The sequence below is a fragment of the Pseudomonas sp. PDM04 genome (assembly GCF_014851765.1).
Taxonomy (GTDB): domain Bacteria; phylum Pseudomonadota; class Gammaproteobacteria; order Pseudomonadales; family Pseudomonadaceae; genus Aquipseudomonas.
Genome location: NZ_JACVAI010000001.1, coordinates 899,135 through 922,399, shown reverse-complemented (window position 1 = coordinate 922,399; position 23,265 = coordinate 899,135). Strand labels below are relative to the sequence as shown.

15 protein-coding genes are annotated in these 23,265 nt (G+C 62.7%); 11 read left to right on the top strand and 4 right to left on the bottom strand.

The features are described from left to right. The first annotated feature begins 269 nt into the window (after positions 1–269). The 7 genes from IB249_RS04205 to IB249_RS04175 all read left to right on the top strand — a co-directional run bounded on the left by IB249_RS04205 (position 270) and on the right by IB249_RS04175 (position 9,162). Positions 270–1,610: an MFS transporter gene (locus IB249_RS04205; RefSeq protein ID WP_192302244.1), complete on the top strand. Its 1,341-nt coding sequence runs from the start codon at positions 270–272 to the stop codon at positions 1,608–1,610. Next, the gene (locus IB249_RS04200) at positions 1,603–2,559 is read left to right on the top strand and encodes an amidohydrolase family protein (RefSeq protein WP_192302243.1); all 957 of its coding nucleotides are present in this window, start codon (positions 1,603–1,605) and stop codon (positions 2,557–2,559) included. Before IB249_RS04205 ends, IB249_RS04200 begins: the two co-directional genes overlap by 8 nt. After that, complete coding sequence (locus IB249_RS04195; protein ID WP_192302242.1) at positions 2,556–3,560, top strand: 4-hydroxythreonine-4-phosphate dehydrogenase PdxA; 1,005 nt, start codon at positions 2,556–2,558, stop codon at positions 3,558–3,560. The genes IB249_RS04200 and IB249_RS04195 overlap by 4 nt, the downstream gene beginning before the upstream one ends. 408 nt (positions 3,561–3,968) lie before the next feature. After that, positions 3,969–5,294: an MFS transporter gene (locus IB249_RS04190; RefSeq protein WP_192302241.1), complete on the top strand. Its 1,326-nt coding sequence runs from the start codon at positions 3,969–3,971 to the stop codon at positions 5,292–5,294. Between the two features lie 33 nt (positions 5,295–5,327). After that, positions 5,328–6,503 carry an L-rhamnonate dehydratase gene (locus tag IB249_RS04185; protein ID WP_192302240.1) on the top strand — a complete coding sequence of 392 codons (1,176 nt, stop codon included), beginning with the start codon at positions 5,328–5,330 and terminating at the stop codon, positions 6,501–6,503. A 50-nt stretch (positions 6,504–6,553) separates the two neighbouring features. Further along, the gene (gene araD1, locus IB249_RS04180; RefSeq protein WP_192302239.1) at positions 6,554–7,549 is read left to right on the top strand and encodes an AraD1 family protein; all 996 of its coding nucleotides are present in this window, start codon (positions 6,554–6,556) and stop codon (positions 7,547–7,549) included. Positions 7,550–7,581: 32 nt separating this feature from the next. Beyond that, positions 7,582–9,162 (top strand): aldehyde dehydrogenase (NADP(+)), encoded by a 1,581-nt coding sequence (locus tag IB249_RS04175; RefSeq protein ID WP_192302238.1) that lies wholly within the window; start codon positions 7,582–7,584, stop codon positions 9,160–9,162. Positions 9,163–9,266: 104 nt separating this feature from the next. Here the strand turns inward: IB249_RS04175 and IB249_RS04170 are convergent, their stop codons facing one another. After that, positions 9,267–10,160: a DMT family transporter gene (locus tag IB249_RS04170; RefSeq protein ID WP_192302237.1), complete on the bottom strand. Its 894-nt coding sequence runs from the start codon at positions 10,158–10,160 to the stop codon at positions 9,267–9,269. Between the two features lie 72 nt (positions 10,161–10,232). Then, positions 10,233–11,858 (bottom strand): methyl-accepting chemotaxis protein, encoded by a 1,626-nt coding sequence (locus IB249_RS04165; protein ID WP_192302236.1) that lies wholly within the window; start codon positions 11,856–11,858, stop codon positions 10,233–10,235. A 402-nt stretch (positions 11,859–12,260) separates the two neighbouring features. Between IB249_RS04165 and aceK the strand changes: the two genes are divergently transcribed. From aceK to IB249_RS04150, 3 genes are all read left to right on the top strand, one after another. Next, positions 12,261–13,979 (top strand): bifunctional isocitrate dehydrogenase kinase/phosphatase, encoded by a 1,719-nt coding sequence (aceK, locus tag IB249_RS04160; RefSeq protein WP_192302235.1) that lies wholly within the window; start codon positions 12,261–12,263, stop codon positions 13,977–13,979. A gap of 177 nt (positions 13,980–14,156) precedes the next feature. Continuing rightward, positions 14,157–18,068 carry an ATP-dependent RNA helicase HrpA gene (hrpA, locus tag IB249_RS04155; protein WP_192302234.1) on the top strand — a complete coding sequence of 1,304 codons (3,912 nt, stop codon included), beginning with the start codon at positions 14,157–14,159 and terminating at the stop codon, positions 18,066–18,068. 232 nt (positions 18,069–18,300) lie between these two features. Further along, positions 18,301–19,422: a beta-ketoacyl-ACP synthase III gene (locus IB249_RS04150; protein WP_192302233.1), complete on the top strand. Its 1,122-nt coding sequence runs from the start codon at positions 18,301–18,303 to the stop codon at positions 19,420–19,422. A gap of 155 nt (positions 19,423–19,577) precedes the next feature. On the opposite strand, the gene IB249_RS04145 is transcribed toward IB249_RS04150, so the two are convergent. Beyond that, a complete protein-coding gene (locus tag IB249_RS04145) occupies positions 19,578–20,894 on the bottom strand; it encodes a putative porin (RefSeq protein ID WP_192302232.1) in 1,317 nt (438 codons plus the stop codon). Between the two features lie 283 nt (positions 20,895–21,177). Here IB249_RS04145 and IB249_RS04140 point away from each other — a divergent pair, with 283 nt between their 5' ends. Further along, positions 21,178–22,302 carry a GNAT family N-acetyltransferase gene (locus IB249_RS04140; protein WP_192302231.1) on the top strand — a complete coding sequence of 375 codons (1,125 nt, stop codon included), beginning with the start codon at positions 21,178–21,180 and terminating at the stop codon, positions 22,300–22,302. Between the two features lie 23 nt (positions 22,303–22,325). On the opposite strand, the gene aqpZ is transcribed toward IB249_RS04140, so the two are convergent. Next, entirely contained in the window at positions 22,326–23,021 is a 696-nt protein-coding gene (gene aqpZ, locus IB249_RS04135) for an aquaporin Z (RefSeq protein WP_192302230.1), read from the bottom strand. Positions 23,022–23,265: the final 244 nt, after the last annotated feature.

The following is a 23,265-nucleotide window of genomic DNA, read 5'->3' as shown; positions in this document are numbered from 1 at the left end:
ACACCGATAGCCTGGGGTTATAGCTCGTCGGATGATCGATCAGACCGTTCGCCAGGAGCCTCGCGCCAGAGCGGTTTCAGGGCAAAGTACGGTTGAGGCGTTTTGACTGAAAGGTCCCTGAAAGCCGGGCATGCCATAACTCAAGGCTATCGCCGTATTTCCAGTTTTGATTAGACGGTTATCGCTGGGCCTTCGATAGTGCTCACCCATGCCGTCCTGAAACGGCAAATGCGACACTCCTACAAAAATAATAAATCGAGGTATGCACCATGGCTCGTCCCAGTGCTTCCCTGCATCTGCCAGAGGCAGATGTCCCACCCGCCGCAGCGGCCACACCCCTGGCGGGCACCACCAAGGCCAGCAGCGTACGCTGGCGGATCTTCGCGATCGTCTTCGCGCTGACCATGGTCAACCTGATCGACCGGGTGTCGCTGTCGATTGCGATGCCGACCATCGCCCATGAATTCTCCCTGTCGCCGAGCCTGCAAGGGCTGATCCTCAGCAGCTTCTTCTGGGCGTATGCACTGTTGCAGATTCCCGGCGGCTGGATGATTGATCGTTTCGGACCGCACCGGGTGATCAGCTGGTCCACCGGGCTGTGGGGGACTTTCCAGGTGCTCGCGGCATTTGCCACCGGCGGGTTGTCGTTGCTGTTCGCCCGGGTCGCGCTGGGGGCCGCCGAGGCGCCGTTGTTCCCGTCGGGCGGCAAGTTGATTTCGCTGTGGCTGGCACCCAGCGAACGCAGTCGCGGCGCGGTGCTGATGGACAGCGGCAGCCCGTTGGGCGTTGCACTGGGCGGGCTGATCATTGCCTACCTGATCGCCACGCTGGACTCCTGGCGACTGGCCTTTGGCATCGCCGGCGTCGCCACGCTGGTGCTGGGCTGGCTGGCGTGGCGCTACCTGCGCGATGACCCGGCTACTCACCCGCAGGTCAATGCGCAAGAGCTGGAGAAGATCAACGCCGGGCGCCTGACGCCGGCTGCCGAGGCCGCGCGCGTGCCGGTCAAGGGCCTGGGCATTGCCGCGCGCTCCCTCAGCGGCTTGCTGATAGGCCGCGCCAGTTGGGCGATGGTGTATTTCGGGCTGCTGACCTGGGGGCCGAGCTACCTGGCGCAGGCCCGTGGCTTCGATATCAAGGGCATTGGCGCGGCGACGTTCGTGATTTTCATCTGCGGCGCGCTGGGCTCGTTGACCGGCGGCTTTCTCTGCGACGGCCTGATCCGCAAGGGCGTGCGCCGTGGCGTGGCGGTCAAGGGCCTGCTGGCGTTTTCCGGCCTGGTGGCGCTCGGCGCGTTCCTGTTGTTGCCGACCCTGACCAACCCTTTTGCCGCCGTGGCGCTGTTGGCGATGACCGCGTTTTTCCTGATGTGGGGCAGCCTCTACTGGAGCTTCCCGGCGCTGCTCGCGGCACCGGCGCGGGTCGGCCTGATCGGCGGGGTGATGAACATGGCCGGCAGCACCGGCGGGATTGCGGTGCCGATCCTGGTCGGGGTGATCCTGCAAATGGCCGGTGGGTTCGCCCCGGTGCTGGGGTTCTTTGCGCTGTGCTCGGCGGTGTTTGTGCTGGCAACGCTGTTCATCAGTCTGGACGAGGTGCGCCATGGCTAAGCTGTACGACGGACCGATCATCGACGCCCATCATCATTTCTGGGACCCGACGCTCAACCCGCATCCCTGGCTCGCGCCCGAGGCCAACATTCCGTTTCGCTACGGCGACTACAGCGCGATCAAGCGGCGCTATTTTCCCGACGATTACTTCGCCGATGCCGGCCCGCACAACGTCGTGCAAACGGTGTACATCGAGACCGAATGGGACCCACGGGACCCGATCGGAGAAACCCGTTTCATCGAGCAACTGGCCGCGCGCTACGGGGTGCCGAATGCGGTGGTGGCGCAGGCCTGGCTCGATCACCCGGACGCACTCGCGGTGCTCGCCGAGCAAGCGGCGTTCGAGTGTGTGCGCAGCGTGCGCCACAAGCCTGGCGGGCCGACAACCCCGGCGCAGGTTGGCCATGTGCGCAGCCTCATGAGCGACGAGCACTGGCGCCGCAGTTATGCGGCCTTGCAGGGGCTGGGGCTGCACTTCGACTTGCAGACTCCCTGGTGGAATCTGCACGAAGCCGAACGGTTGGCCCGGGACTTTCCCGGCACCACGCTGATCCTCAATCACGCCGGTTTGCCCAGTGACCGCAGCGCCGAAGGCCTTGCCGGCTGGCGCCGGGCGATGGCGCGGCTGGCCGAATGGCCGAACGTCCAGGTGAAGATTTCCGGCCTGGGCCTCAAGGGCCGGGCGTGGCGCGCCAAGGACAACGCGTGGATCGTGCGCGAAGTGATCGCCATGTTCGGCGCCGGGCGTGTGATGTTCGCCAGCAACTTTCCGGTGGACAGCCTGTGCGGCTCGTTCGACGACATTTACAGCGGTTTCAAATCCATCGTTGCTGACCTGCCGCCGGCGGATCAGGAGCGACTGTTCTACAGCAACGCGCAGCGGGTGTACCGCTGCGAACCTTGCGCCATTGACCGGACACGGCCTGAATCCCTGAGGAGTGAAGCATGAACAAGACAACCATCGCCATGGTCCTGGGCGACCCCGCCGGCATTGGCCCGGAGCTGATCGCACGGTTGCTCGGCGAGCCCGACGTACGCCGCCAGGCCAACGTGATCCTGATTGCCGACGAGGCGGAGATGCGTCGCGGCATGCGCATCGCCGGGGTTGAGTTTCCCTACCGTCGCGTGGAATCGCTGGAGCAGTTGTCGTTCACCGACGACACGCCGCTGTTCTATGACTTCCGAGGCGACACGCTGGGGGAATTTGCCCGCAGCGAAGCCAGTGTCATGGGTGGGCGCTACAGCCTCGACACCCTGGAAAAAGCCCTGCGCCTGACCGAGGCCGGCACCACCGATGCGGTGCTGTTCGGGCCGTTGAACAAGACCTCGCTGCACATGGCCGGCATGGCGCACAACGATGAACTGCACTGGTTTGCCGAGCTGCTGGATTTCCACGGCCCCTTCTGTGAGTTCAATGTGCTCGACAACCTCTGGACGTCCCGGGTGACTTCCCATGTGGCGTTGGCACAGGTGCCGGGGATGCTCAGCCAGGAGCGGGTGGTGGAAGCGATCCAGTTGATCGACACCGCACTGAAACGCAGCGGCCTGGAAAAACCGCGCATCGGTGTCTGTGGCTTGAACCCGCACAACGGCGATAACGGCTCGTTTGGCCGCGAAGAACTGGACATCATCGGCCCGGCGGTGCGCACCGCGCAGGCCGCCGGCATCGCGGCGGAAGGACCGTATCCGGGCGACACGATCTTCCTCAAGGTACAGGGCGACGCCAGTGCCTTCGACGCAGTGGTGACCATGTATCACGATCAGGGACAGATCGCGATCAAGCTGATGGGCTTCTCCCGTGGCGTGACCGTCCAGGGCGGCCTGCCAATCCCGATCACCACCCCGGCCCACGGCACCGCCTTCGATATCGCCGGGCAAGGCAAGGCCAACCCCGGCGCGATCCGCCAGGCCTTCGAAATCGCCTGCCGGATGGGTGGCAACCGCTACTGATGATCAACGCGTCACCCTGTGGGCGCTGTGTGCACCCACACAAACTGTGAACGACTGAAATCAACCTGTGGGAGCGAGCCTGCTCGCGATGACGGCTGTACAGGCACTGCAATGGTGACTGTCCGCCCGCTGTCGCGAGCCTGCTCGCTCCCACAGTGGTTTTGGGAGTGGCAAAGCTGTTTGGCAGCCTGATAACCCAATTTGTGCAATTACTGCTCGAACCTATCACCCCAGGTTATCGATGGATGCGCATAAGTGATTATCCGCACCTCCCTGCGCTGGCTACAGTCGCTCCATCGAATGAGCTCAGCAGGCCACACAGGCCGCTTCGGTCCATCCGACGACAACTACAAAAAGCCTGCCTTGTCACTTCCGCAAGGCCCATACCGGCAGTACAGGAAACTTCACATGACCCGTCCAGATTCCGCCCTGGCTCTGTCCAGTGCCATCTCCAAAAGCCGGCTGCGTTTGCTGCCGTTTCTGATCCTGATGTACATCCTCGCGTTCATCGATCGCTCCAACGTCGGCTTCGCCAAAGCGGCGCTGCAAGCGGACACCGGGCTGGGCGATGCGGCGTTTGCGTTTGGCGCGAGCATCTTCTTCATCGGGTATGCGTTTTTCGAAGTGCCGAGCAACTACATGCTGCACCGCCTCGGTGCGAAGGTCTGGCTGTGCCGGATCATGGTGACCTGGGGGCTGGTGTCGGCGGCGATGATGTTCGCCCACAACGCCGAAACCTTTTACGTCCTGCGTTTCCTGCTGGGTGTGGCCGAAGCCGGTTTCTTCCCGGGGATCATTCTCTACCTCACTTACTGGTTCCCGGCGCAGAGCCGTGGCCAGGCGCTCGGCCTGTTCTATTTCGGCTTGCCGCTGGCGCTGGTCCTGGGTAGTCCGCTGTCGGGCTGGCTGCTGGATTTCCACGGCGTGTTCGGCCTGACCAACTGGCAGTGGCTGTTCGTCGTGGAAGGCTTGATGGCATCGGTGGTCGGCATCGCCGCGTACTTCTATCTGGTCGACCGTCCGGCCCAGGCCACCTGGCTCAGCGCTGAAGAAAAGCAGGCGCTGGAAACCGCGCTCAGCGAAGAAGACGCGAAGAAAAAGGACAGCAGCCCCCATGGTTTCTTCAGTGCCCTGCGCAACGGGCGGGTGCTGCAATTCTGCCTGGCGTATTTCACCATTCAGATGAGTGTCTACGGCGTGGTGTTCTACCTGCCGACCCGCATTGCCGGTCTGCTCGACGGGCATGTCGGCCTCAACGTCGGCCTGATCACCGCGATCCCGTGGGTCTGCGCCCTGGTGGTGACCCGCCTTGTGACCCGCTATGCCGACCGCACTGGCCAGCACCGTCGCCTCGCCGTGTGCATGCTGACCATGGCAGCCCTCGGTATCGCCGCTTCGGCGCTGGGCACCAGCATGGTGCCGGTGGTGATCGCCTTCTGTTTTGCGGCCGCCGGTTTCGTCTCGGTCCAGCCGCTGTTCTGGACCATTCCCACCAGCTACCTCAGCGGTGCGGCGGCGGCGGGCGGAATCGCGCTGATCAACTCCATCGGCAACCTCGGCGGCTTCGTCGCGCCGAACCTGAAAACCGTGATGGAAAGCAGTTTCGCCGACCCGCGTGCCGGCATGTTCGCCCTGGCCCTGGTGGGCATTCTCGGCGCCGTCCTGCTGTCCCGACTTCGCACCACCCACACCCCCGAAACCCCCTCGCAGCTCACACCGGCTCAGGTTGGCTGATCACTACCCAAGCGTTAGCAAGGAACTGAATTCATGAAAATCAAAGCAATCCGTACCCGCGTTTTCGAGTGGAAAGGCAAAGTCGTCCCACCGCAGGCGCACTTCTGCACCAATGCCAGCGACATCCTGTTCGAGCGCGGCGATGCCATGGGCTCGTTCCGGTTCCACGGTTGGCTGGTGGTGGAAGTCGAGACCGACACCGGTCTCGTCGGCATCGGCAACTGCGCTCTGGCGCCGCGTGTGGCCAAGGAAATCATCGACACTTACCTGGCACCGATCGCGATTGGCGAAGACCCGTTCGACAACGAATACATCTGGCAGAAAATGTACCGCCAGAGCCACGCCTGGGGCCGCAAAGGCATTGGCATGGCGGCGATCTCGGCGATCGATATCGCGATCTGGGACATCATGGGCAAAGCGGTCAACAAACCGGTGTTCAAGCTGCTGGGCGGGCGCACCAAAGAGAAGATCTGTACCTACGCCTCCAAGCTCTACGCCAACGACAACCTCGACCTGTTCCTCGAAGAAGCCCAGGGCTACCTGAATCAGGGGTTCACCGCGCTGAAGATGCGCTTCGGCTACGGCCCGAAAGACGGCCCCGCCGGCATGCGTCGCAACATCGAACAAGTGCGTGCCCTGCGCGAGCTGGCCGGCCCTGACGTCGACATCATGCTCGAGTGCTACATGGGCTGGACCCTGGAATATGCGCGCCGCATGCTGCCCAAGCTTGCCGAGTTCGAACCGCGCTGGCTGGAAGAGCCGGTGATCGCCGACGACATCGAGGGTTACATCGAGCTGAAAAAAATGGGGATCATGCCGATCTCCGGTGGCGAGCACGAATTCACCTCCTACGGTTTCAAGGACCTGCTGGAACGTCGCGCCGTCGACGTGATCCAGTACGACACCAACCGCGTCGGCGGCATCACCGCCGCGCGCAAGATCAACGCCATGGCCGAGGCCTGGTCGGTGCCGGTCATCCCGCACGCCGGGCAGATGCACAACTACCACCTGACCATGTCCACCACGGCCTCGCCGATGGCCGAGTTCTTCCCGGTGTTCGACGTCGAGGTCGGCAACGAGCTGTTCTACTACGTGTTCAAGGGCGAGCCGCAGCCGGTCAACGGCTACATCCAGCTCGATGACAACAAACCGGGCCTGGGCCTGGAAATCTCCGATGAATACCTGAGCGACTTCAACATCATCGAGTGACCTTGAGGCGCCGTCCCGGACGGCGCCATCGCGACTCAGTGGAGGAAAACATGCGCCTGATTCAATTCGAAAATACCGCTGGAGAACGCCAGGTCGGCGTGGTCGAGGGTTCCCTCGTGCAGGTGTTGAACAACACCGCCAGCACCCGTGAACTGGCCCTCGCGGCCATCCGTGCGCAACGCAGCCTGCAGGATGAAGTGGCCCTGCGCGGCACCCGGCCGGGCCCGGATTACGCGCAGCTGTTGCAGCAGGGCAAGGTCCTGCCGCCGCTGGACCACGACGACCCGGCGCACTGCCTGATCAGCGGCACCGGCCTGACTCACCTGGGCAGTGCCTCGGCGCGGGACAAGATGCACCAGCATGACGGTGCGGTCGAAGCCGGCATGACCGACACCATGCGCATGTTCAAGTGGGGCCTGGATGGCGGCAAACCGGCGGACGGTCAGGTCGGTGCGCAACCCGAGTGGTTCTACAAGGGCGACGGCAGCATCGTCGTGCGCCCCGGCGCGGATTTCCCGGTGCCCCCGTTCGCCGAGGATGCCGGTGAGGAACCGGAGCTGACCGGTCTCTACGTGATCGGCGACGACGGCCTGCCGTATCGCGTCGGTTTTGCCTTGGGCAACGAGTTCTCCGACCATGTGATGGAGCGGCGCAATTACCTGTACCTGGCGCACTCGAAACTGCGCAGTTGCGCCTACGGTCCCGAGTTGCGCGTCGGCGAATTGCCCCGGCATCTGGTCGGCACCAGCCGCATCGTGCGCAACGGCGAAACCCTCTGGGAAAAGGAATTCCTCAGCGGTGAAGACAACATGTGCCACAGCCTCGCCAACCTGGAATTTCACCACTTCAAATACGCACAGTTCCTGCGTCCCGGCGATGTTCACGTGCACTACTTCGGCACCGCGACGCTGTCGTTCGCCGACGGGGTGAAGACCCAGCCGGGGGATCGGTTCCAGATCAGCCTCGACGAGTTCGGCGCGCCGTTGGTCAACGGTATCGGCGAAAGCGCGCAGCCACTGCCCATCGGCCAGGTGCGTGCGCTTTAACTCTTCACTTGTCAGCTGCTCAAGGAAACCTCATGACCACGTTACTGGGCCACAACTACATTGGCGGGCGACGCAGTGCCAACGGCACCGTGCAACTGCAAAGTCTCGATGCCACCACCGGTGAACCCTTGCCGGTACGGTTTTTCCAGGCCAGCGAAGCCGAGGTGGATGCCGCCGCCAAGGCCGCCGCTGCGGCCTGTCCGATCTACCGCAACCTGAGCGCGGAAAAACGCGCCACGTTCCTCGACGCCATCGCCGATGAAATCGATGCGCTGGGCGATGAGTTCGTCGCCACCGTGTGCCGCGAAACTGCCTTGCCGGCCGCTCGTATCCAGGGCGAACGGGGTCGCACCAGCGGCCAGATGCGTCTGTTCGCCAAGGTCCTGCGACGCGGTGACTTCTATGGCGCGCGGATTGACCGGGCACTGCCGGACCGGCAGCCGCTGCCGCGTCCCGACCTGCGTCAGTACCGCATCGCCATCGGCCCGGTGGCGGTGTTCGGTGCGAGCAACTTCCCACTGGCCTTTTCCACGGCCGGTGGCGATACCGCGTCGGCCCTGGCCGCCGGCTGCCCGGTGGTGTTCAAGGCGCACAGCGGGCATATGGCGACGGCCGAGTGGGTCGCTGACGCGATCCTCCGCGCGGCCGAACGCACGGGCATGCCGGCGGGTGTGTTCAACATGATCTACGGCGCGGGCGTGGGCGAGTGGCTGGTCAAGCACCCGGCGATCCAGGCGGTCGGGTTTACCGGTTCGCTCAAGGGCGGCAATGCCTTGAGTCACATGGCCGCGACCCGAGCGCAGCCGATCCCGGTGTTCGCCGAAATGTCGAGCATCAACCCGGTGTTCCTGTTGCCCGAAGCGCTCCAGGTGCGTGGTGAGCAGATCGCGGCGCAACTGGCCGGTTCGGTGACGTTGGGGTGTGGCCAGTTCTGCACCAACCCGGGCCTGGTCATCGGCCTGCGCTCGCCGCAATTCAGCGCATTTTTGCAGGCGTTCTGCACCTCCATGAACGAGCAACCGGCGCAGACCATGCTCAACGCCGGTGCGCTGGCCAGCTACAGCCATGGGCTGGTCGAGCTGCACGAACATCCCGGGCTGACGCACCTGGCGGGCAAACCGCAGCAGGGCCGGCAGGCGCAACCGCAGGTGTTCAAGGCCGATGTCAGCCTGTTGCTCAAAGGCGACGAACTGCTTCAGGAGGAGGTCTTCGGACCGACCACCATCGTCATCGAAGTCGAGGATCGGGCGCAGCTCGCGGCAGCGCTGCACGGCTTGCGCGGGCAATTGACCGCGACACTGATTGGCGAGGCCGACGAGTTGCTGGAGCACCGCTGGCTGACCGACGTGCTGCAGGAAAAAGTCGGTCGGATCTTGCTCAACGGTTATCCGACCGGCGTCGAAGTCTGTGACGCCATGGTCCATGGCGGGCCGTATCCGGCGACGTCGGATGCCAGGGGGACGTCGGTGGGGACACTGGCGATCGACCGCTTCCTACGCCCGGTGTGCTTCCAGAATTATCCGGATGCGTTGCTGCCCGAGGCGTTGCAGGACAGCAATCCGCTGGGGATTCGGCGGTTGGTGGATGGGGAGGTGAGTCAGGCAGCTTTGTAGTGGCTGAACGAATCGCGAGCAGGCTCGCTCCCACAGTGATGAGGGTGTACACAGATTCCTGTTTTACCCGAGATCCTGTGGGAGCGAGCCTGCTCGCGATGCTTTTACCGACCCACCTGCCGGGCCGGCTTCAACACCAACCACAACGCCGCCGCAATCAACACCCCGCCATACAGGTGTGCAATCGACAGCGGTTCATCCAGCAACAGCGCGCCCCACAGCACGCCAAACGGTGGAATGAGGAAGGTCGTCGTCATCGATTTCACCGGGCCGATCGAGCTCAGCAGGCGGAAGTAGATGATGTAGGCGAACGCCGTGCACACCAGCCCCAACCCCAGCAACGACAGCCAGACATTCCAGCCGCCCCAGCTCGCCGGTGGCTGGCTGAGCACGCTGTAGCCGAACAGCGGCAGCAGGAACAGGGTGGCCCCGAGCATGCTGCCCAGCGCCGACAGGCGACTGTCGAGCCCTCCGGCCTGATCGAGCCAGCGGCGGGCGAGAAACCCGGCAAAACCATAGCAAGTGGTGGCCAGCAGGCAGGCGAGGGCGCCCATCAACAGTTGCAGGTCGAACGCCACCGGACCGGCGCGGGTCAACACACCCACGCCGAACAGGCCGAGAAACACCCCGCCGAGTTTGGCGGCGGTGAGCCGTTCACTGAAAAACAGCCCGCCGATCAACACGCCCATCAACGGCGTCGTCGCGTTGAAAATCGCCGAGTAGCCGGCAGGCAGTACCTGGGCCGCCACCGAATAGAGCGTCGCCGGAATGCCCGAGTTGATCACCCCGAGCAACATCACGGTTTTCAGCTTGCCTTTGAAATCCCAGCGCACGCGCAGCAGCCCGAGAATCGCCAGCAACCCGACGGCGGCTATCGAGACACGGAAAAACGCGGTGGGAATGGGGCCGATCACCGGGGCAATGATGCGCATGAACAGAAAGCTCGCACCCCAGATGGCCGCCAGCGACAGCAGACGCACAGAATCGACAGGGCTCACGGTGCACTCCTTCCTTTGATGGGGGCGAGAGTGTTGCCGAGCGCCCGGTCGATGGCAACCGAAAAACCGGCATCAAATTACAAAGCGCGTCACCAGGCCGTTGAGGTCAACCGCCAGCCGAGACAGTTCATGGCTGGCGGCCGAGGTCTGAGTGGCGCCTGCGGCCGTCTGGGTCGAAAGATCGCGGATGTTCACCAGGTTCTGATCGACTTCCCGGGCCACCAGTGCCTGCTGTTCGGCGGCGCTGGCGATCACCAGGTTGCGTTCGTTGATCTGCGAGATCGACGCGGTGATTTTCTCCAGCGCATTGCCCGCACTGTTGGCCCGGTGCAAGGTCTGGTTGGCATGCTCGGCGCTGCTTTGCAAAGCGCCGACCGTGGCCCCGGTGCCTTGCTGGATGTTGGTGATCATCAGCTCGATTTCTTCGGTGGAGTTCTGCGTGCGTTGCGCCAGCGAGCGCACTTCATCGGCCACCACGGCGAACCCGCGTCCGGCTTCACCGGCGCGCGCCGCTTCAATGGCGGCATTGAGTGCCAGCAGGTTGGTCTGGCCGGCGATGCCGCGGATCACTTCCAGCACCTTGCTGATGTCCTGCGCCTGGACGGCCAGGCCCTGGGCCTGTTCCGAGGCGCCCAGCACTTCACTGACCAGGCCCTGGATCGAGGTGATGGTTTCGCTGACCTGAAGGTGCCCGTGCTTGCTGTCCTCGTTCGATGCCTGGGACGCTTCGGCGCTGGACACGGCATTGCTGGCCACTTCATCCACCGCCGTGCTCATTTCGGTGACGGCGGTGGCGGCCATTTCGATCTGGTCGTTCTGTTGTTGCAGGCTGCGGGTGCTTTCCTCCATCACCGAACTCATCTCTTCGGCGGCGGAGGCCAGTTGTCGGGCCGACTCACTGATGCCGTGGATGGTCGAACGCAGGTTGCCCTGCATGTCGGCCAGGGCATCGAGCAACTGCGCAGCTTCGTCCTTGCCATCGCTGACGACTTTGCCGCTGAGGTCACCCGAGGCAATCCGGCGGGCGACGTCCAGGGCCTGATTGATGGGCGTGGTGATGCTGCGGGTCAGCGCCCAGGCCAGGAGCAGGGTGGCCAGCAAGGCAACGACGATGATCGAGCCGACGATCCATTGCGCGCGCTGGTACAACGCCGTGGCGGCGTCGGCGGCGGCGTCGGCACCTTGCTGGTTGAAGCTGATCATCGACTCCAGGATTTTGTCCAGCTGGGTGCCCTGCACGTTGGATTCGACGTTGAGGTGCTCGTAGGCCTGACTGTCATGGCCGGCGTCGATGTGGGCAATGACCTGGTCGACGAGCGACAGGTACTTGGCGACGGTTGACTTCAGGCTGTCGAGCATGGCCCGTTCCTGATCGCTCGACAGCAGGGCCGCGTGATCCTCGAGACGCTGGAGCAACTCCTGGCGTTGGGCGCTGATGATGCCCTTGCTCTTCTGCCTGACCTCACTGTGGCTGCTGGTCCTGAGGCGCAACGACTCCAGGCGGATGGTCGCGATGTTGGCCGCGCTGTCGTGAATGCGCTCGCTGCTTGGCATCCATGATTCTTCAATGATTCTGGCGCTTTCGCGCAAGGTCGCCATCTGACCGAGACCAAACAGTCCGACCAGTACCAGAAGACTGGCGAGAACGGCGAAACTCAAACTGGCACGCAAACCGATGCGCAGGTTCCTTAACGGCATGAAAATGCTCCTTGGGCATATGAGAGAGGTAGTCCTCGTTGACCGAAGATCTTGTTATTAGGCGGGTAACGGCGGCGTGTATATCAAAGTGCCACTACTTTGGTAAGGCCACCTTGGGAGGCGTTCAGGAGGCCACGAAGGTTTGAAGTGGGCGGCGCAAAACGGCGTGCGCCTCCAGGATTGGATCCGAAAGCCACGGAATTCGAGGTCTGTGGATGAATCGATTCATCACTGAGATGCGCTGATGGAAGGTCGTTTATTGACTAAACGGTCGACTTAAAAAAACCGAAAAAATATCTGTATCCAAATGAATCATCCGCAACAACGGCCGAAAATACCCTTCTCCTGCACCGGGTTGACTGGCTAAGCTCAGGTCTTCCAGATAACCGCAGAGGTTTCACCATGCCGCAGCAATGGCCCGCCGCCGACATCGCCCGAATGGTCCTCGATGGCTTTGACGATTACCGTGAGCATTTTCGCCAGATCACCGACGGCGCCCGGGCGCGTTTCGAGCAGGCCCAGTGGCAGGCGACGCAGGTGGCGTCGGCGGCACGGATCAACCTCTACGAAGAAAAAGTCAGTGAAACGGTCGAGCGGCTGCGTGTTGCCTTCGATTCCGACACCCTGGATGTCAGTTGCTGGCCGCTGGTCAAGAGCGCCTACATCAGCCTGATTGACCTGCGCTTCGACGATGAGTTGTCCGAGACCTGGTACAACTCGATCTTCTGCGGCTTGTTCAGCCATGACCTGATCAGCGATGGCTGCATGTTCATCCACACCACCCGGCCCAGCCTGCGCCGGGCGCGCGCCGCGCAAACCCGCACCTACAAACCCCAGGGGCACCTGGCGGAGATGCTCGCGAGCATATTTGCCGACTACCGTTTCCGCGAGGATTACGCCGACCTGCCGGGCGACCTGCGACGCCTCGAGGCGCAATTGCGCGAGAACCTGCCGGACTGGGTGTGCAAGGACCCGGATCTGAGCGTCGAGTTGTTCTCCTCGGTGCTGTACCGCAACAAGGGCGCGTACCTGGTGGGGCGCATCTTCACCGCCGATGAGCAATGGCCGCTGGCGATCCCGCTGCTGCACCTGGAAGGTCGCGGCATCCAGATCGATGCGCTGATCACCGACGAAGCCGACGTGTCGATCATCTTTTCCTTCACCCGTTCGTATTTCATGGTGGATGTGCCGGTGCCGGCGGAGTTCATCGGCTTCCTCAAACGCATCCTGCCGGGCAAGCACATCGCCGAGCTGTACACCTCGATCGGTTTCTACAAGCACGGCAAATCGGAGTTCTACCGGGCGCTGATCAATCACCTGGCCAACACCGACGACCAGTTCATCATGGCCCCCGGCGTGCGTGGCATGGTGATGAGCGTGTTCACCCTGCCGGGTTTCAACACCGTGTTCAAAATCATCAAGGACCGGTTTTCTCCGTCGAAAAACGTCGACCGCGCCACGGTGATCGAGAAGTACCGGCTGGTGAAAAGCGTCGACCGCGTCGGGCGCATGGCCGATACCCAGGAGTTCGCCGACTTCCGTTTTCCACTGGGTAAATTCGAACCGGCATGCCTTGAGGAATTGCTGGAAGTGGCGCCGTCCACCGTGTCGGTCGAAGGTGACACGGTGCTGATCCGCCACTGCTGGACGGAACGGCGGATGACGCCGCTGAACCTGTACCTGGACAACGCCAACGAAGCGCAAGTGCGCGAGGCGCTGGACGACTACGGGCTGGCGATCAAGCAACTGGCGGCGGCCAACATCTTTCCCGGCGACATGCTGCTGAAGAATTTCGGCGTGACCCGTCATGGTCGCGTGGTGTTCTATGACTACGACGAAATCTGTTTCCTGACCGAAGCCAACTTCCGCCACATCCCGGCGCCGCGCACACCCGAGGACGAAATGGCCTCGGAGCCGTGGTATTCGATCGGGCCGCTGGACGTGTTCCCGGAAGAGTTTCCGCCGTTCCTGTTTGCCGATGCGGGGCAGCGCAAGTTGTTCGACCAGTTGCATGGCGAGTTGTACAACGCCGATTACTGGAAGGGTTTGCAGGAGGCGATTCGGGCCGGGAAAGTGATCGATGTGTTCCCGTATCGGCGCAAGGGCCTCGATAACGAGTAGCTCTGTGTGTCCGCTTCGCGAGCCGGCTCGCTCCCACACTGGGTCTGTGCCGACCCTGCAATCGGCAGCACCACCGTCAACGGTGGGAGTGAGCCGGCTCGCGAATCGGCCGCGCAGCGGCCGTGAAATCTGCGACAATCGCCCCCCTGCGCCACTAGACGACTTATTGCGTACCTGATGACTGACGAATCGCCTTCCATCGACAAACTGCTGAAAAACCTCGATCACGCCATGCTCGCCGACCGTCACCGGCTGCGGCGGCAGTTGCTTGAGCTGCGCAAGAAACCCGACGAGGCCAAGTTGGTCCAATGGGTGGCGCGCATGCAGGCGTCCTGCGATCAGGTGCTGGCGCGCAAGGCCAGCCTGCCGGTGATTCGTTACGACGACAGCCTGCCGATTGCCGCCAAGCGCGACGAAATCAAGCAGGCGCTGGAAAAGCACCAGGTGTTGATCATCGCCGGCGAGACCGGCTCGGGTAAAACCACCCAGTTGCCGAAGATCTGCCTGGAAATCGGTCGTGGCCAGCACGGCCTGATCGGCCACACCCAGCCGCGCCGCATCGCCGCGCGCAGTGTCGCCAGCCGGGTCGCCGAGGAACTGGGCACCCCCTTGGGCGCGCTGGTCGGTTACCAGGTGCGTTTCGAGGATCAGAGCGATGCCAACACCCTGATCAAACTGATGACCGACGGCATCCTGCTCGCGGAAACCCAGAACGACCGTTACCTGGAACGCTACGACACGATCATCGTCGACGAGGCCCACGAACGCAGCCTCAACATCGATTTCCTGCTGGGTTACCTGAAAACCCTGCTGCCGCGCCGTCCGGACCTGAAAGTCATCATCACCTCGGCGACCATCGACCTGGAGCGCTTCTCCAGGCATTTCGACGACGCGCCGATCGTCGAGGTGTCCGGTCGTACCTTCCCGGTGGACACCTGGTATCGCCCGCTGACCCTGGAGCAGGACGAAGAGGGCAACCGGGTCGAGGATGACCTGACCGTGGACCAGGCGATTCTCGCCACCCTCGACGAAATCGCCGCTTATGAACGCAGCGAGCGGCGCAGTCCGGGCGACGTGCTGGTGTTCCTGCCCGGTGAACGAGAGATCCGCGACGCCGCCGACATGCTGCGCAAGGCCCAGCTCAAGCACACCGAAATCCTGCCGTTGTACGCGCGGCTCTCGCCGGCCGAGCAACAGCGGATTTTCCAGTCCCACCCGGGGCGTCGCGTGGTGCTGGCGACCAACGTCGCGGAAACCTCGCTGACGGTGCCCGGCATTCGTTACGTGATCGACAGCGGCACCGCGCGCATCAGCCGCTACAGCTATCGGGCCAAGGTCCAGCGCCTGCCCATCGAAGCGATTTCCCAGGCCAGCGCCAACCAGCGTAAAGGCCGTTGCGGACGGGTCGAGCCGGGTATCTGCGTACGCTTGTACAGCGAAGAGGATTTCCTCGGTCGCCCGGAATTTACCGATCCGGAAATCCTGCGCACCAACCTGGCCGCCGTCATCCTGCAGATGCTGCACCTGCGCCTCGGCGAAATCACCGATTTCCCCTTCATCGAGCCGCCGGATGGCAAGGCCATCAGCGACGGTTTCAACCTGTTGCAGGAACTCTCGGCGGTGGACCGCAACAGCCAGTTGACGCCGCTCGGTCGGCAGTTGGCGCGCTTGCCGGTGGACCCGCGCATGGGCCGCATGCTGCTGGAGGCGGCGAAGCTGGGCAGTTTGCAGGAAGTGCTGATCGTCGCCAGCGCCATGTCGATCCAGGACCCGCGCGAGCGTCCACCGGAGCGTCAGCAGGCGGCGGACCAGGCGCATGCGCAGTGGAAAGATCCCGATTCGGATTTTGCCGCGCTGGTCAATCTGTGGCGCGGTTTTGAAGAGCAGCGCCAGGCGCTGAGCGCCAGCCCGCTGCGCAACTGGTGCCGCAAGAACTTCCTCAATTACCTGCGCCTGCGCGAATGGCGCGACTCCCATCGACAGTTGAGCCTTATTTGCCGCGACCTGCAGTTAAGCCTCAACAAGGAGCCGGCGGATTACCCGAAACTGCACAAGGCGGTGCTGGTGGGGCTGCTCAGCCAGATCGGACAGAAAACCGAAGACGGCGATTACCTCGGCGCCCGTCAGCGGCGGTTCTGGATTCACCCGTCTTCGGGCATCGGCAAGAAGCGCCCGCAATGGCTGATGACCGCCGAACTGGTGGAGACCACCAAGCTCTATGCGCGCATGGTCGCCAAGATCGACGCCGACTGGATCGAGCCACTGGCCGGGCATCTGATCAAGAAGAACCACTTCGAACCCCATTGGGAGAAGAAGCGCGGGCAGGTCGTGGCCTACGAGCAGATCACCTTGTTCGGACTGATCGTGGTCGGTCGCCGACCGGTGCATTTCGGTCCGGTCGACCCGGTGGTGTCCCGCGAACTGTTTATCCGCGAAGGCCTGGTGCGCGGTGAAATCCAGTCGAAGGCCAAGTGCCTGTCGGCCAATGCGCAGTTGCTGGAGCAACTCGACGAACTGGAAGCCAAGGCCCGTCGGCGCGACATTCTCGCCGACGAAGAAACCCTGTATGCGTTCTACGATGCGCGGCTGCCGGCGGACATTCATCAGACCGCGACCTTCGACAGCTGGTATCGGGTCAACAGCCAGAAAGATCCACAGCTGTTGATCATGCGCGAGGAAGACGTGCTGGCCCGTGAGGCCAGTGAAGTCACCGCGATGCAATACCCGGATACTTCGCACATCGGCGACCTGGAGCTGGCGCTCAGTTATCACTTCGAGCCCAACCATCCACGCGATGGCGTGACCTTGCGCGTGCCGGCGCCGCTGTTGCCGATGCTGCCGCCGGAGCGCCTGGAATGGCTGGTGCCGGGGGTGATCGAGGCCAAGTGCATCGCCCTGGTGCGCAACCTGCCCAAGGCGCTGCGCAAGAATTTCGTACCGGTGCCGGACTTCGTCAAGGCTGCGTTGCAGCGCATGACCTTCGCCGAGGGCTCGTTGCCCCAGGCGCTGGGTCGCGAACTGCTGCGCATGACCGGTGCGCGGGTCAGCGACGAGGCCTGGGCTGAAGCCGCGCAACAGGTCGAAAGCCATCTGCGCATGAACCTGGAAATCGTCGACGGCCAGGGCAAGTTCCTCGGCGAAGGGCGTGATCTGGCGCAACTGACTGCGCGCTTTGCCGAGGCGAGCCAGGCGGCGCTTGCGGTGCCGCAGACGGCGAAGAGCCAACAGCCGGTGGAGGCGAAGGTGTTTGCCGCCGTGGCGCAAAAGACTCAACAGAAGATCGCCGGGCTGTCGATGACGGTGTATCCGGCGCTGGTGGAAGAGGGCGGTACGGTCAAGGAAGGGCGCTTCTCGACGCCGGCCGAAGCCGAATTCCAGCACCGCCGTGCCCTGCAACGCTTGCTGATGCAGCAACTGGCGGAACCGGCGAAGTTCCTGCGCGGCAAGTTGCCGGGGCTGACCGAGCTCGGCCTGCTGTACCGCGACATGGGGCGCGTCGATGCGCTGGTGGAAGACATTCTGCTGGCCAGCCTCGACAGTTGCATTCTCGACGGCGAAGACCCGTTGCCTCGCGATGGCGCTGCATTGGCGGCGCTGGCCGAGCGCAAGCGTGGCGGCTGGACCGAACATGCCGAGCGTCTGGCGAAGCTGACCCTGGAGATTCTCAAGCTCTGGCACGGCCTGCAAAAACGCTTCAAGGGCAAGATCGACCTGGCCCAGGCCGTGGCCTTGAACGACATCAAGCAGCAACTCAGCCAACTGGTGTATCCGGGGTTTGTCCGCGAAACGCCGATGCAATGGCTCAAGGAGTTGCCGCGTTACCTCAAGGCCATCGAACAGCGTTTCGAAAAGCTCGGTGCCCAGGTGCAGAAGGACCGGGTCTGGAGCGGCGAGCTGTCTGCGCTGTGGACCCAGTACCAGACCCGCGCCGCCAAGCACGCGCAGGAAGGGAAACGCGATCCGCAGCTCGAGCTGTATCGCTGGTGGCTGGAGGAATACCGGGTTTCGCTGTTCGCCCAGCAGTTGGGCACCCGGGTGCCGATCTCGGACAAGCGCCTGAGCAAGCAGTGGAGCCTGGTGGAGGCATGACTCGATCCCTGTGGGAGCCGGATGTCGTTGTTCTTGCAAAAGGCGCCAAAACCCGGCGTTTATGGCAAACTTCGCGACCATAAATGCCGGTTTCGCGACCCAGAGCCTTCGCTAGGGGCGGATCTCGGAATAAAGCGACGCCAGGTTTGCGTCCCCGGGATGGGAACAGACCCTTTGTGTATTGGTACGTCGGTGCCAATGCTTTCTGCCTGAACAGATTAGAGAAACGACCATGCATAACGTCGTCATCAGCGGCACCGGCCTGTACACCCCGGCCAACAGCATCTCCAACGAAGAGCTGGTGCAGTCTTTCAACACCTACGTCGCGCAGTTCAACGCCGACAACGCCGAGGCCATCGCCCGAGGCGAAGTCGAAGCCCTGACCGAGTCCAGCGCCGCGTTCATCGAAAAAGCCTCGGGCATAAAAAGCCGCTTTGTCATGGACAAGGAAGGCATCCTCGACCCGCAGCGCATGACGCCACGCCTGCCGGAGCGCTCGAACGACGAGTGGTCGGTTCTCTGCCAGATGGCCATCGGCGCCGCCGAGCAAGCCTTGCAGCGCGCCGGCAAGACCGCTGCGGACATCGACGGTGTGATCGTTGCGTGTTCCAACCTGCAACGCGCCTACCCGGCCATCGCCATCGAAGTCCAGGAAGCGCTGGGCATCCAGGGTTTCGGTTACGACATGAACGTGGCCTGCTCCTCGGCCACTTTCGGCATTCAGGCCGCCGCCAACAGCATTCAACTGGGCCAGGCCCGGGCGATCCTGATGGTCAACCCGGAAGTCTGCACCGGTCACCTGAATTTCCGTGACCGCGACAGCCATTTCATCTTCGGCGACGCGGCCACCGCCGTGATCATCGAGCGCGCCGACCAGGCCACGTCGCAGTACCAATTCGACATCGTCAGCACCAAGCTGCTGACCAAGTTCTCCAACAACATCCGCAACAACTTCGGTTTCCTCAACCGCGCGGCAGAAGAGGGCATCGGCGCCAGGGACAAGCTGTTTGTCCAGGAAGGTCGCAAGGTATTCAAGGAAGTCTGCCCGATGGTCGCCGAACTGATTGGCCAGCATCTCGAAGAGAACCAGCTCAACGTCGCCGACGTGAAGCGCTTCTGGCTGCACCAGGCCAACCTCAGCATGAACCACCTGATCGTCAAGAAGCTGCTGGGCCGCGATGCAACCGAACAGGAAGCCCCGGTGATTCTCGACACCTACGCCAACACCAGCTCCGCCGGTTCGGTGATTTCGTTCCACAAGAACCAGGACGACCTGGCGCCCGGTTCGCTGGCGGTGCTCAGTTCGTTCGGTGCCGGTTATTCGATTGGCAGCGTGATCCTGCGTAAACGCTGAAAAACATCTGCAGGCGCGAGCCAGCTCGCGCCTGCAGGTTTCGCAGCAACAAAAAAACTCGCGCTGCGGGTATCGGACGGATGATGGGGACCGATACGGCAACGCGAGTTTATGAAGTCAGCTCAGGCTTCCCTGCCCGAGTCGTGTAGCGGGGATCAGAACTTGGCTTCAGCATCCAGTTGCAGGGTGTTGATCTTCGAGTCCCGCAGGGTGGCGTTGGTGTAGTCGGACTTCGCCATGAAGTACGTCGCGCCAAGGGCGAAGTTCTTGTCCAGCTCGTAGTTCACTTTCAGCTTGCTGCCACGCGAACCGGTGAAACCGTTGGCGAAGTCGGAGTCGGTGAAGGCACCGACCACGGCGTTACGCTGCACGTCGCGATAGTTGTAGTCCACGCCGAAGCCGTAGAACTTGGTCTTCACGCCGGCCAGCCAGCCTGTGTCCTGGTCGTTGCTGGCGTCCTTGTTGTTGACGATCTGACCGTACAGCGACAGCGGCATGGGCAGGCCGCCGATGTCGAGCTGACCAAAGCCTTCGTACAATTTGAACTGTTCGTTCGGGGTGTTGCCGTTGGTGGCCAGGACCGATGGGATGCTGGTGCCGCCGGCGGTGATGTCGTCGTCGTTGTCGTAGCCGTAGACGCTGCCACCCAGGGTCAGTTTCAGGTTGTCGGTAATCGCAAAGCGCGCGCCCAACTGGCCGGCGTACAGGCGCAGGTCGTGTTTGAACTGCACGCCGTCGCCATCGACGTTGTCCTTGAGGGTGTAGTGGCCGGCGCTACCGAACAGTTCGGCGGTGGAGCCCAGGGGGTATTTATAGGACAGGGACAGACCTTCCGGGCTGATGTCGCTATCCCAGATGATGTCGCCCATGCTCACCCATTGCTGTGGCATCTTGCCGCCAACGATGTGCAGGTTCTTGGCGAAGTCAGGGTGGTAGTCGACGTAACCCTGGTCCAGCCAGATCGACTTCTTGTCGAAGTAGTTATCCAGACTCTGGTTGGTGGAACGCGCGTCGTCGTTGTTACCGGTGGCAATACGGATACCGGTGTCGACTTGCGGGTTGATCTCGGTGTAGGCCCCCAGGCGGGCACGAACGCGCTGACGATCCTGGTCGCGGTTGTTCGAAACACCGTCGTTCTTCACGGTTTCCTGACGGAAACGCACGTCACCCTTGAACTGGGTCTTGGCAGCCCACGCCAGTTTCTGGTCGAAGGAACTCAGCTCGTTGGTTTTCTTGGCGGTCGCTGCGATCTGCTCATTGGTCTCTTGTTGAGCCTGGCGAGCGATTTGCTGTTCTTTCTGATCCCGGGCCAGTTCGGCTTGCAGTTCGCTGTACTGCGCGTTGGTAATCGAGCCGTTAGCCTTGAGCATGTCGAGCAGTTTGGCGTCGACTGCGGCGCTGGCCGGTACACTCATGGCCAGCAGCAGGCCGCCACACAGGGCCGCCGCAGTTTTCGTGGAAGCAAGACGCATATCAATCTCCGAAGGATGAGAGAGGATGACGGGGTCATCCAGGGCACAACCGACCGTGGAAGGACGGAAAACAGTGACCGGGTTAGAACCCGGCGCTCTAAAAACTGGCGCCAGTATCGCGATGGTTTATGACAAAGCAGTGGCAATGTGATGGCGTGTCGATGACGATTCGGAGGCGCCTTGAACTTTTTTTTCGCACGTTTGTCGGCCATTCCCGAGGTGTGGAATTCACGGCGATAAGCGATACTTGCAGCGCTCTAAACCGCGTAGTGGAGAGGATTCAATGCCGTTGCAACGTCTGCACAAGCTGTCGGAAATAGCCCCGCATGCCTGGGATGACCTGGTGCCGCAGACCCAGCCGTTCCTGCGCCACGCCTTTCTCAGTGCGCTGGAAGACAGTGGCAGTGTCGGTGCGCACTCCGGCTGGCAGCCCGAGCATTTGCTGCACATGGATGGCGACCGCCTGGTCGCGGCGTTGCCCAGTTACCGCAAATGGCATTCCTACGGCGAGTACGTGTTCGATCACGCCTGGGCGGACGCCTGTGAACGCGCCGGCATCGACTACTACCCGAAGCTGTTGACTGCCGTGCCGTTCAGCCCGGTCAGCGGGCCACGTTTGCTGGCGGCCACGCTCGAGGACGGTTTCGAGTTGCTCAAGAGTGTGCCCGGCTACCTGGAGATCGAAGCGCTCTCCAGTGCGCACATCAATTTCACCGACCCGTTCACCGACGCCGCGCTGGCCGAACAGCCCGGCTGGTTGCAGCGCATTGGCTGTCAGTACCATTGGCAGAATCGCGGTTATGGGGATTTCCAGGACTTCCTCGATGCCCTCAGTTCACGCAAGCGCAAACAGATGCGCAAGGAGCGTGAGCAGGTGGCGGGGCAGGGCTTTGACTTCGAATGGCTGGAAGGCCGGCAACTGGACGAGGCGCAGTGGGATTTCGTTTATGCCTGCTACGCCAATACCTACGCGGTGCGCCGGCAACGGCCTTACCTGACCCGGGCGTTCTTCAGCCTGTTGGCCGAGCGCATGCCCGAGGCCATTCGCGTGGTGCTGGCCAGGCAAGGCTCACGGCCGGTGGCGATGGCTTTCAGCCTGGTCGGTGGCGACAGTTTCTACGGTCGCTACTGGGGTTGCCTGGCGGAATTCGACCGCCTGCATTTCGAGACCTGTTTCTATCAGGGCATGGACTACGCGATCGCCAACGGCTTCCAGCGTTTCGATGCCGGCGCGCAGGGCGAGCACAAGCTGATTCGCGGCTTCGAGCCGGTGATCACCCATTCGTGGCACTACCTGCGCCACCCGGGCCTGAAGGCGGCGGTCAAGGACTTCCTGCAACAGGAGCGCCTGGGCGTCCTGGCCTACGCCGAGGAAGCGCGGATCGCCTTGCCTTATCGCCAAGGCTGATCCTCGCCCCGGAGTCCGCAGGCTTAAGTGCCTTCCTTGCCCAGCCATCGATAGGTCACGCCACCGATCACCGCACCGAGCAGCGGCGCGACCCAGAACATCCACAATTGCGCGACGGCCCAGCCACCGACGATCAGGGCAGGGCCGGTGCTGCGGGCCGGGTTGACCGAGGTGTTGGTGACGGGAATCGAGATCAGGTGAATCAGGGTCAGGGCCAGTCCGATGGCGATCGGTGCCAGCCCCGCCGGTGCGCGCTTGTCGGTGGCGCCGAGGATGATCAGCACGAACATCGCCGTCATCACCAGCTCGCAGACGAAGCCGGCGGCCATCGAGTATTTACCGGGGGAGTGTTCGCCATAGCCGTTGGAGGCAAGGCCGGCAGAGAGGTCGAACCCTTCCTTGCCGCTGGCGATGTAGTAGATCAGCGCGGCGGCAATGATCGCGCCGATCACCTGGGCGACGATGTAGGCAGGCAGTTCCCGCGCGGGAAAACGCCCCCCCACGGACAGGCCCACCGAGACGGCGGGGTTCAGGTGGCAGCCGGAGATGTGGCCAATGGCGAAGGCCATGGTCAGGACTGTCAGGCCAAACGCCAGGGCTACGCCCAGCACCCCGATTCCCAGCGGAGACGACGCGGCCAGGACCGCACTGCCGCAACCCCCCAACACCAGCCAGAACGTACCTAACAACTCAGTGACTGAACGTTTGAACAGAGACATGAGAGTGTCCTTGATAGGCTTGCTATCGAGACTGTATCGAGTTGTGCATCCTGCAGAATTACGACAGGTTCATCTCCAGAACCTGCGCTGAGTACAGCACGATTCGTGCAGATTTCCAGTGCCCAAAAAAAACCGCCAGGGCCCTGTATCAAAGGGCTGTGGCGGTTTTTCATGGTTCAAATCCTGTGCGGGCGAGCCGGCTCCGGGCGGCGTTCCGACGATAGCGCTGTGCCAGGCAGCATGG

What these genes read in the sequence shown, in the direction of transcription:
- IB249_RS04205 (WP_192302244.1), top strand. Translation starts at nt 270, where the DNA reads ATGGCTCGTCCCAGTGCTTCCCTGCATCTGCCAGAGGCAGATGTCCCA.
- IB249_RS04200 (WP_192302243.1), top strand. Translation starts at nt 1,603, where the DNA reads ATGGCTAAGCTGTACGACGGACCGATCATCGACGCCCATCATCATTTC.
- IB249_RS04195 (WP_192302242.1), top strand. Translation starts at nt 2,556, where the DNA reads ATGAACAAGACAACCATCGCCATGGTCCTGGGCGACCCCGCCGGCATT.
- IB249_RS04190 (WP_192302241.1), top strand. Translation starts at nt 3,969, where the DNA reads ATGACCCGTCCAGATTCCGCCCTGGCTCTGTCCAGTGCCATCTCCAAA.
- IB249_RS04185 (WP_192302240.1), top strand. Translation starts at nt 5,328, where the DNA reads ATGAAAATCAAAGCAATCCGTACCCGCGTTTTCGAGTGGAAAGGCAAA.
- araD1 (WP_192302239.1), top strand. Translation starts at nt 6,554, where the DNA reads ATGCGCCTGATTCAATTCGAAAATACCGCTGGAGAACGCCAGGTCGGC.
- IB249_RS04175 (WP_192302238.1), top strand. Translation starts at nt 7,582, where the DNA reads ATGACCACGTTACTGGGCCACAACTACATTGGCGGGCGACGCAGTGCC.
- IB249_RS04165 (WP_192302236.1), bottom strand. Translation starts at nt 11,858, where the DNA reads ATGCCGTTAAGGAACCTGCGCATCGGTTTGCGTGCCAGTTTGAGTTTC.
- aceK (WP_192302235.1), top strand. Translation starts at nt 12,261, where the DNA reads ATGCCGCAGCAATGGCCCGCCGCCGACATCGCCCGAATGGTCCTCGAT.
- hrpA (WP_192302234.1), top strand. Translation starts at nt 14,157, where the DNA reads ATGACTGACGAATCGCCTTCCATCGACAAACTGCTGAAAAACCTCGAT.
- IB249_RS04150 (WP_192302233.1), top strand. Translation starts at nt 18,301, where the DNA reads ATGCATAACGTCGTCATCAGCGGCACCGGCCTGTACACCCCGGCCAAC.
- IB249_RS04145 (WP_192302232.1), bottom strand. Translation starts at nt 20,894, where the DNA reads ATGCGTCTTGCTTCCACGAAAACTGCGGCGGCCCTGTGTGGCGGCCTG.
- IB249_RS04140 (WP_192302231.1), top strand. Translation starts at nt 21,178, where the DNA reads ATGCCGTTGCAACGTCTGCACAAGCTGTCGGAAATAGCCCCGCATGCC.
- aqpZ (WP_192302230.1), bottom strand. Translation starts at nt 23,021, where the DNA reads ATGTCTCTGTTCAAACGTTCAGTCACTGAGTTGTTAGGTACGTTCTGG.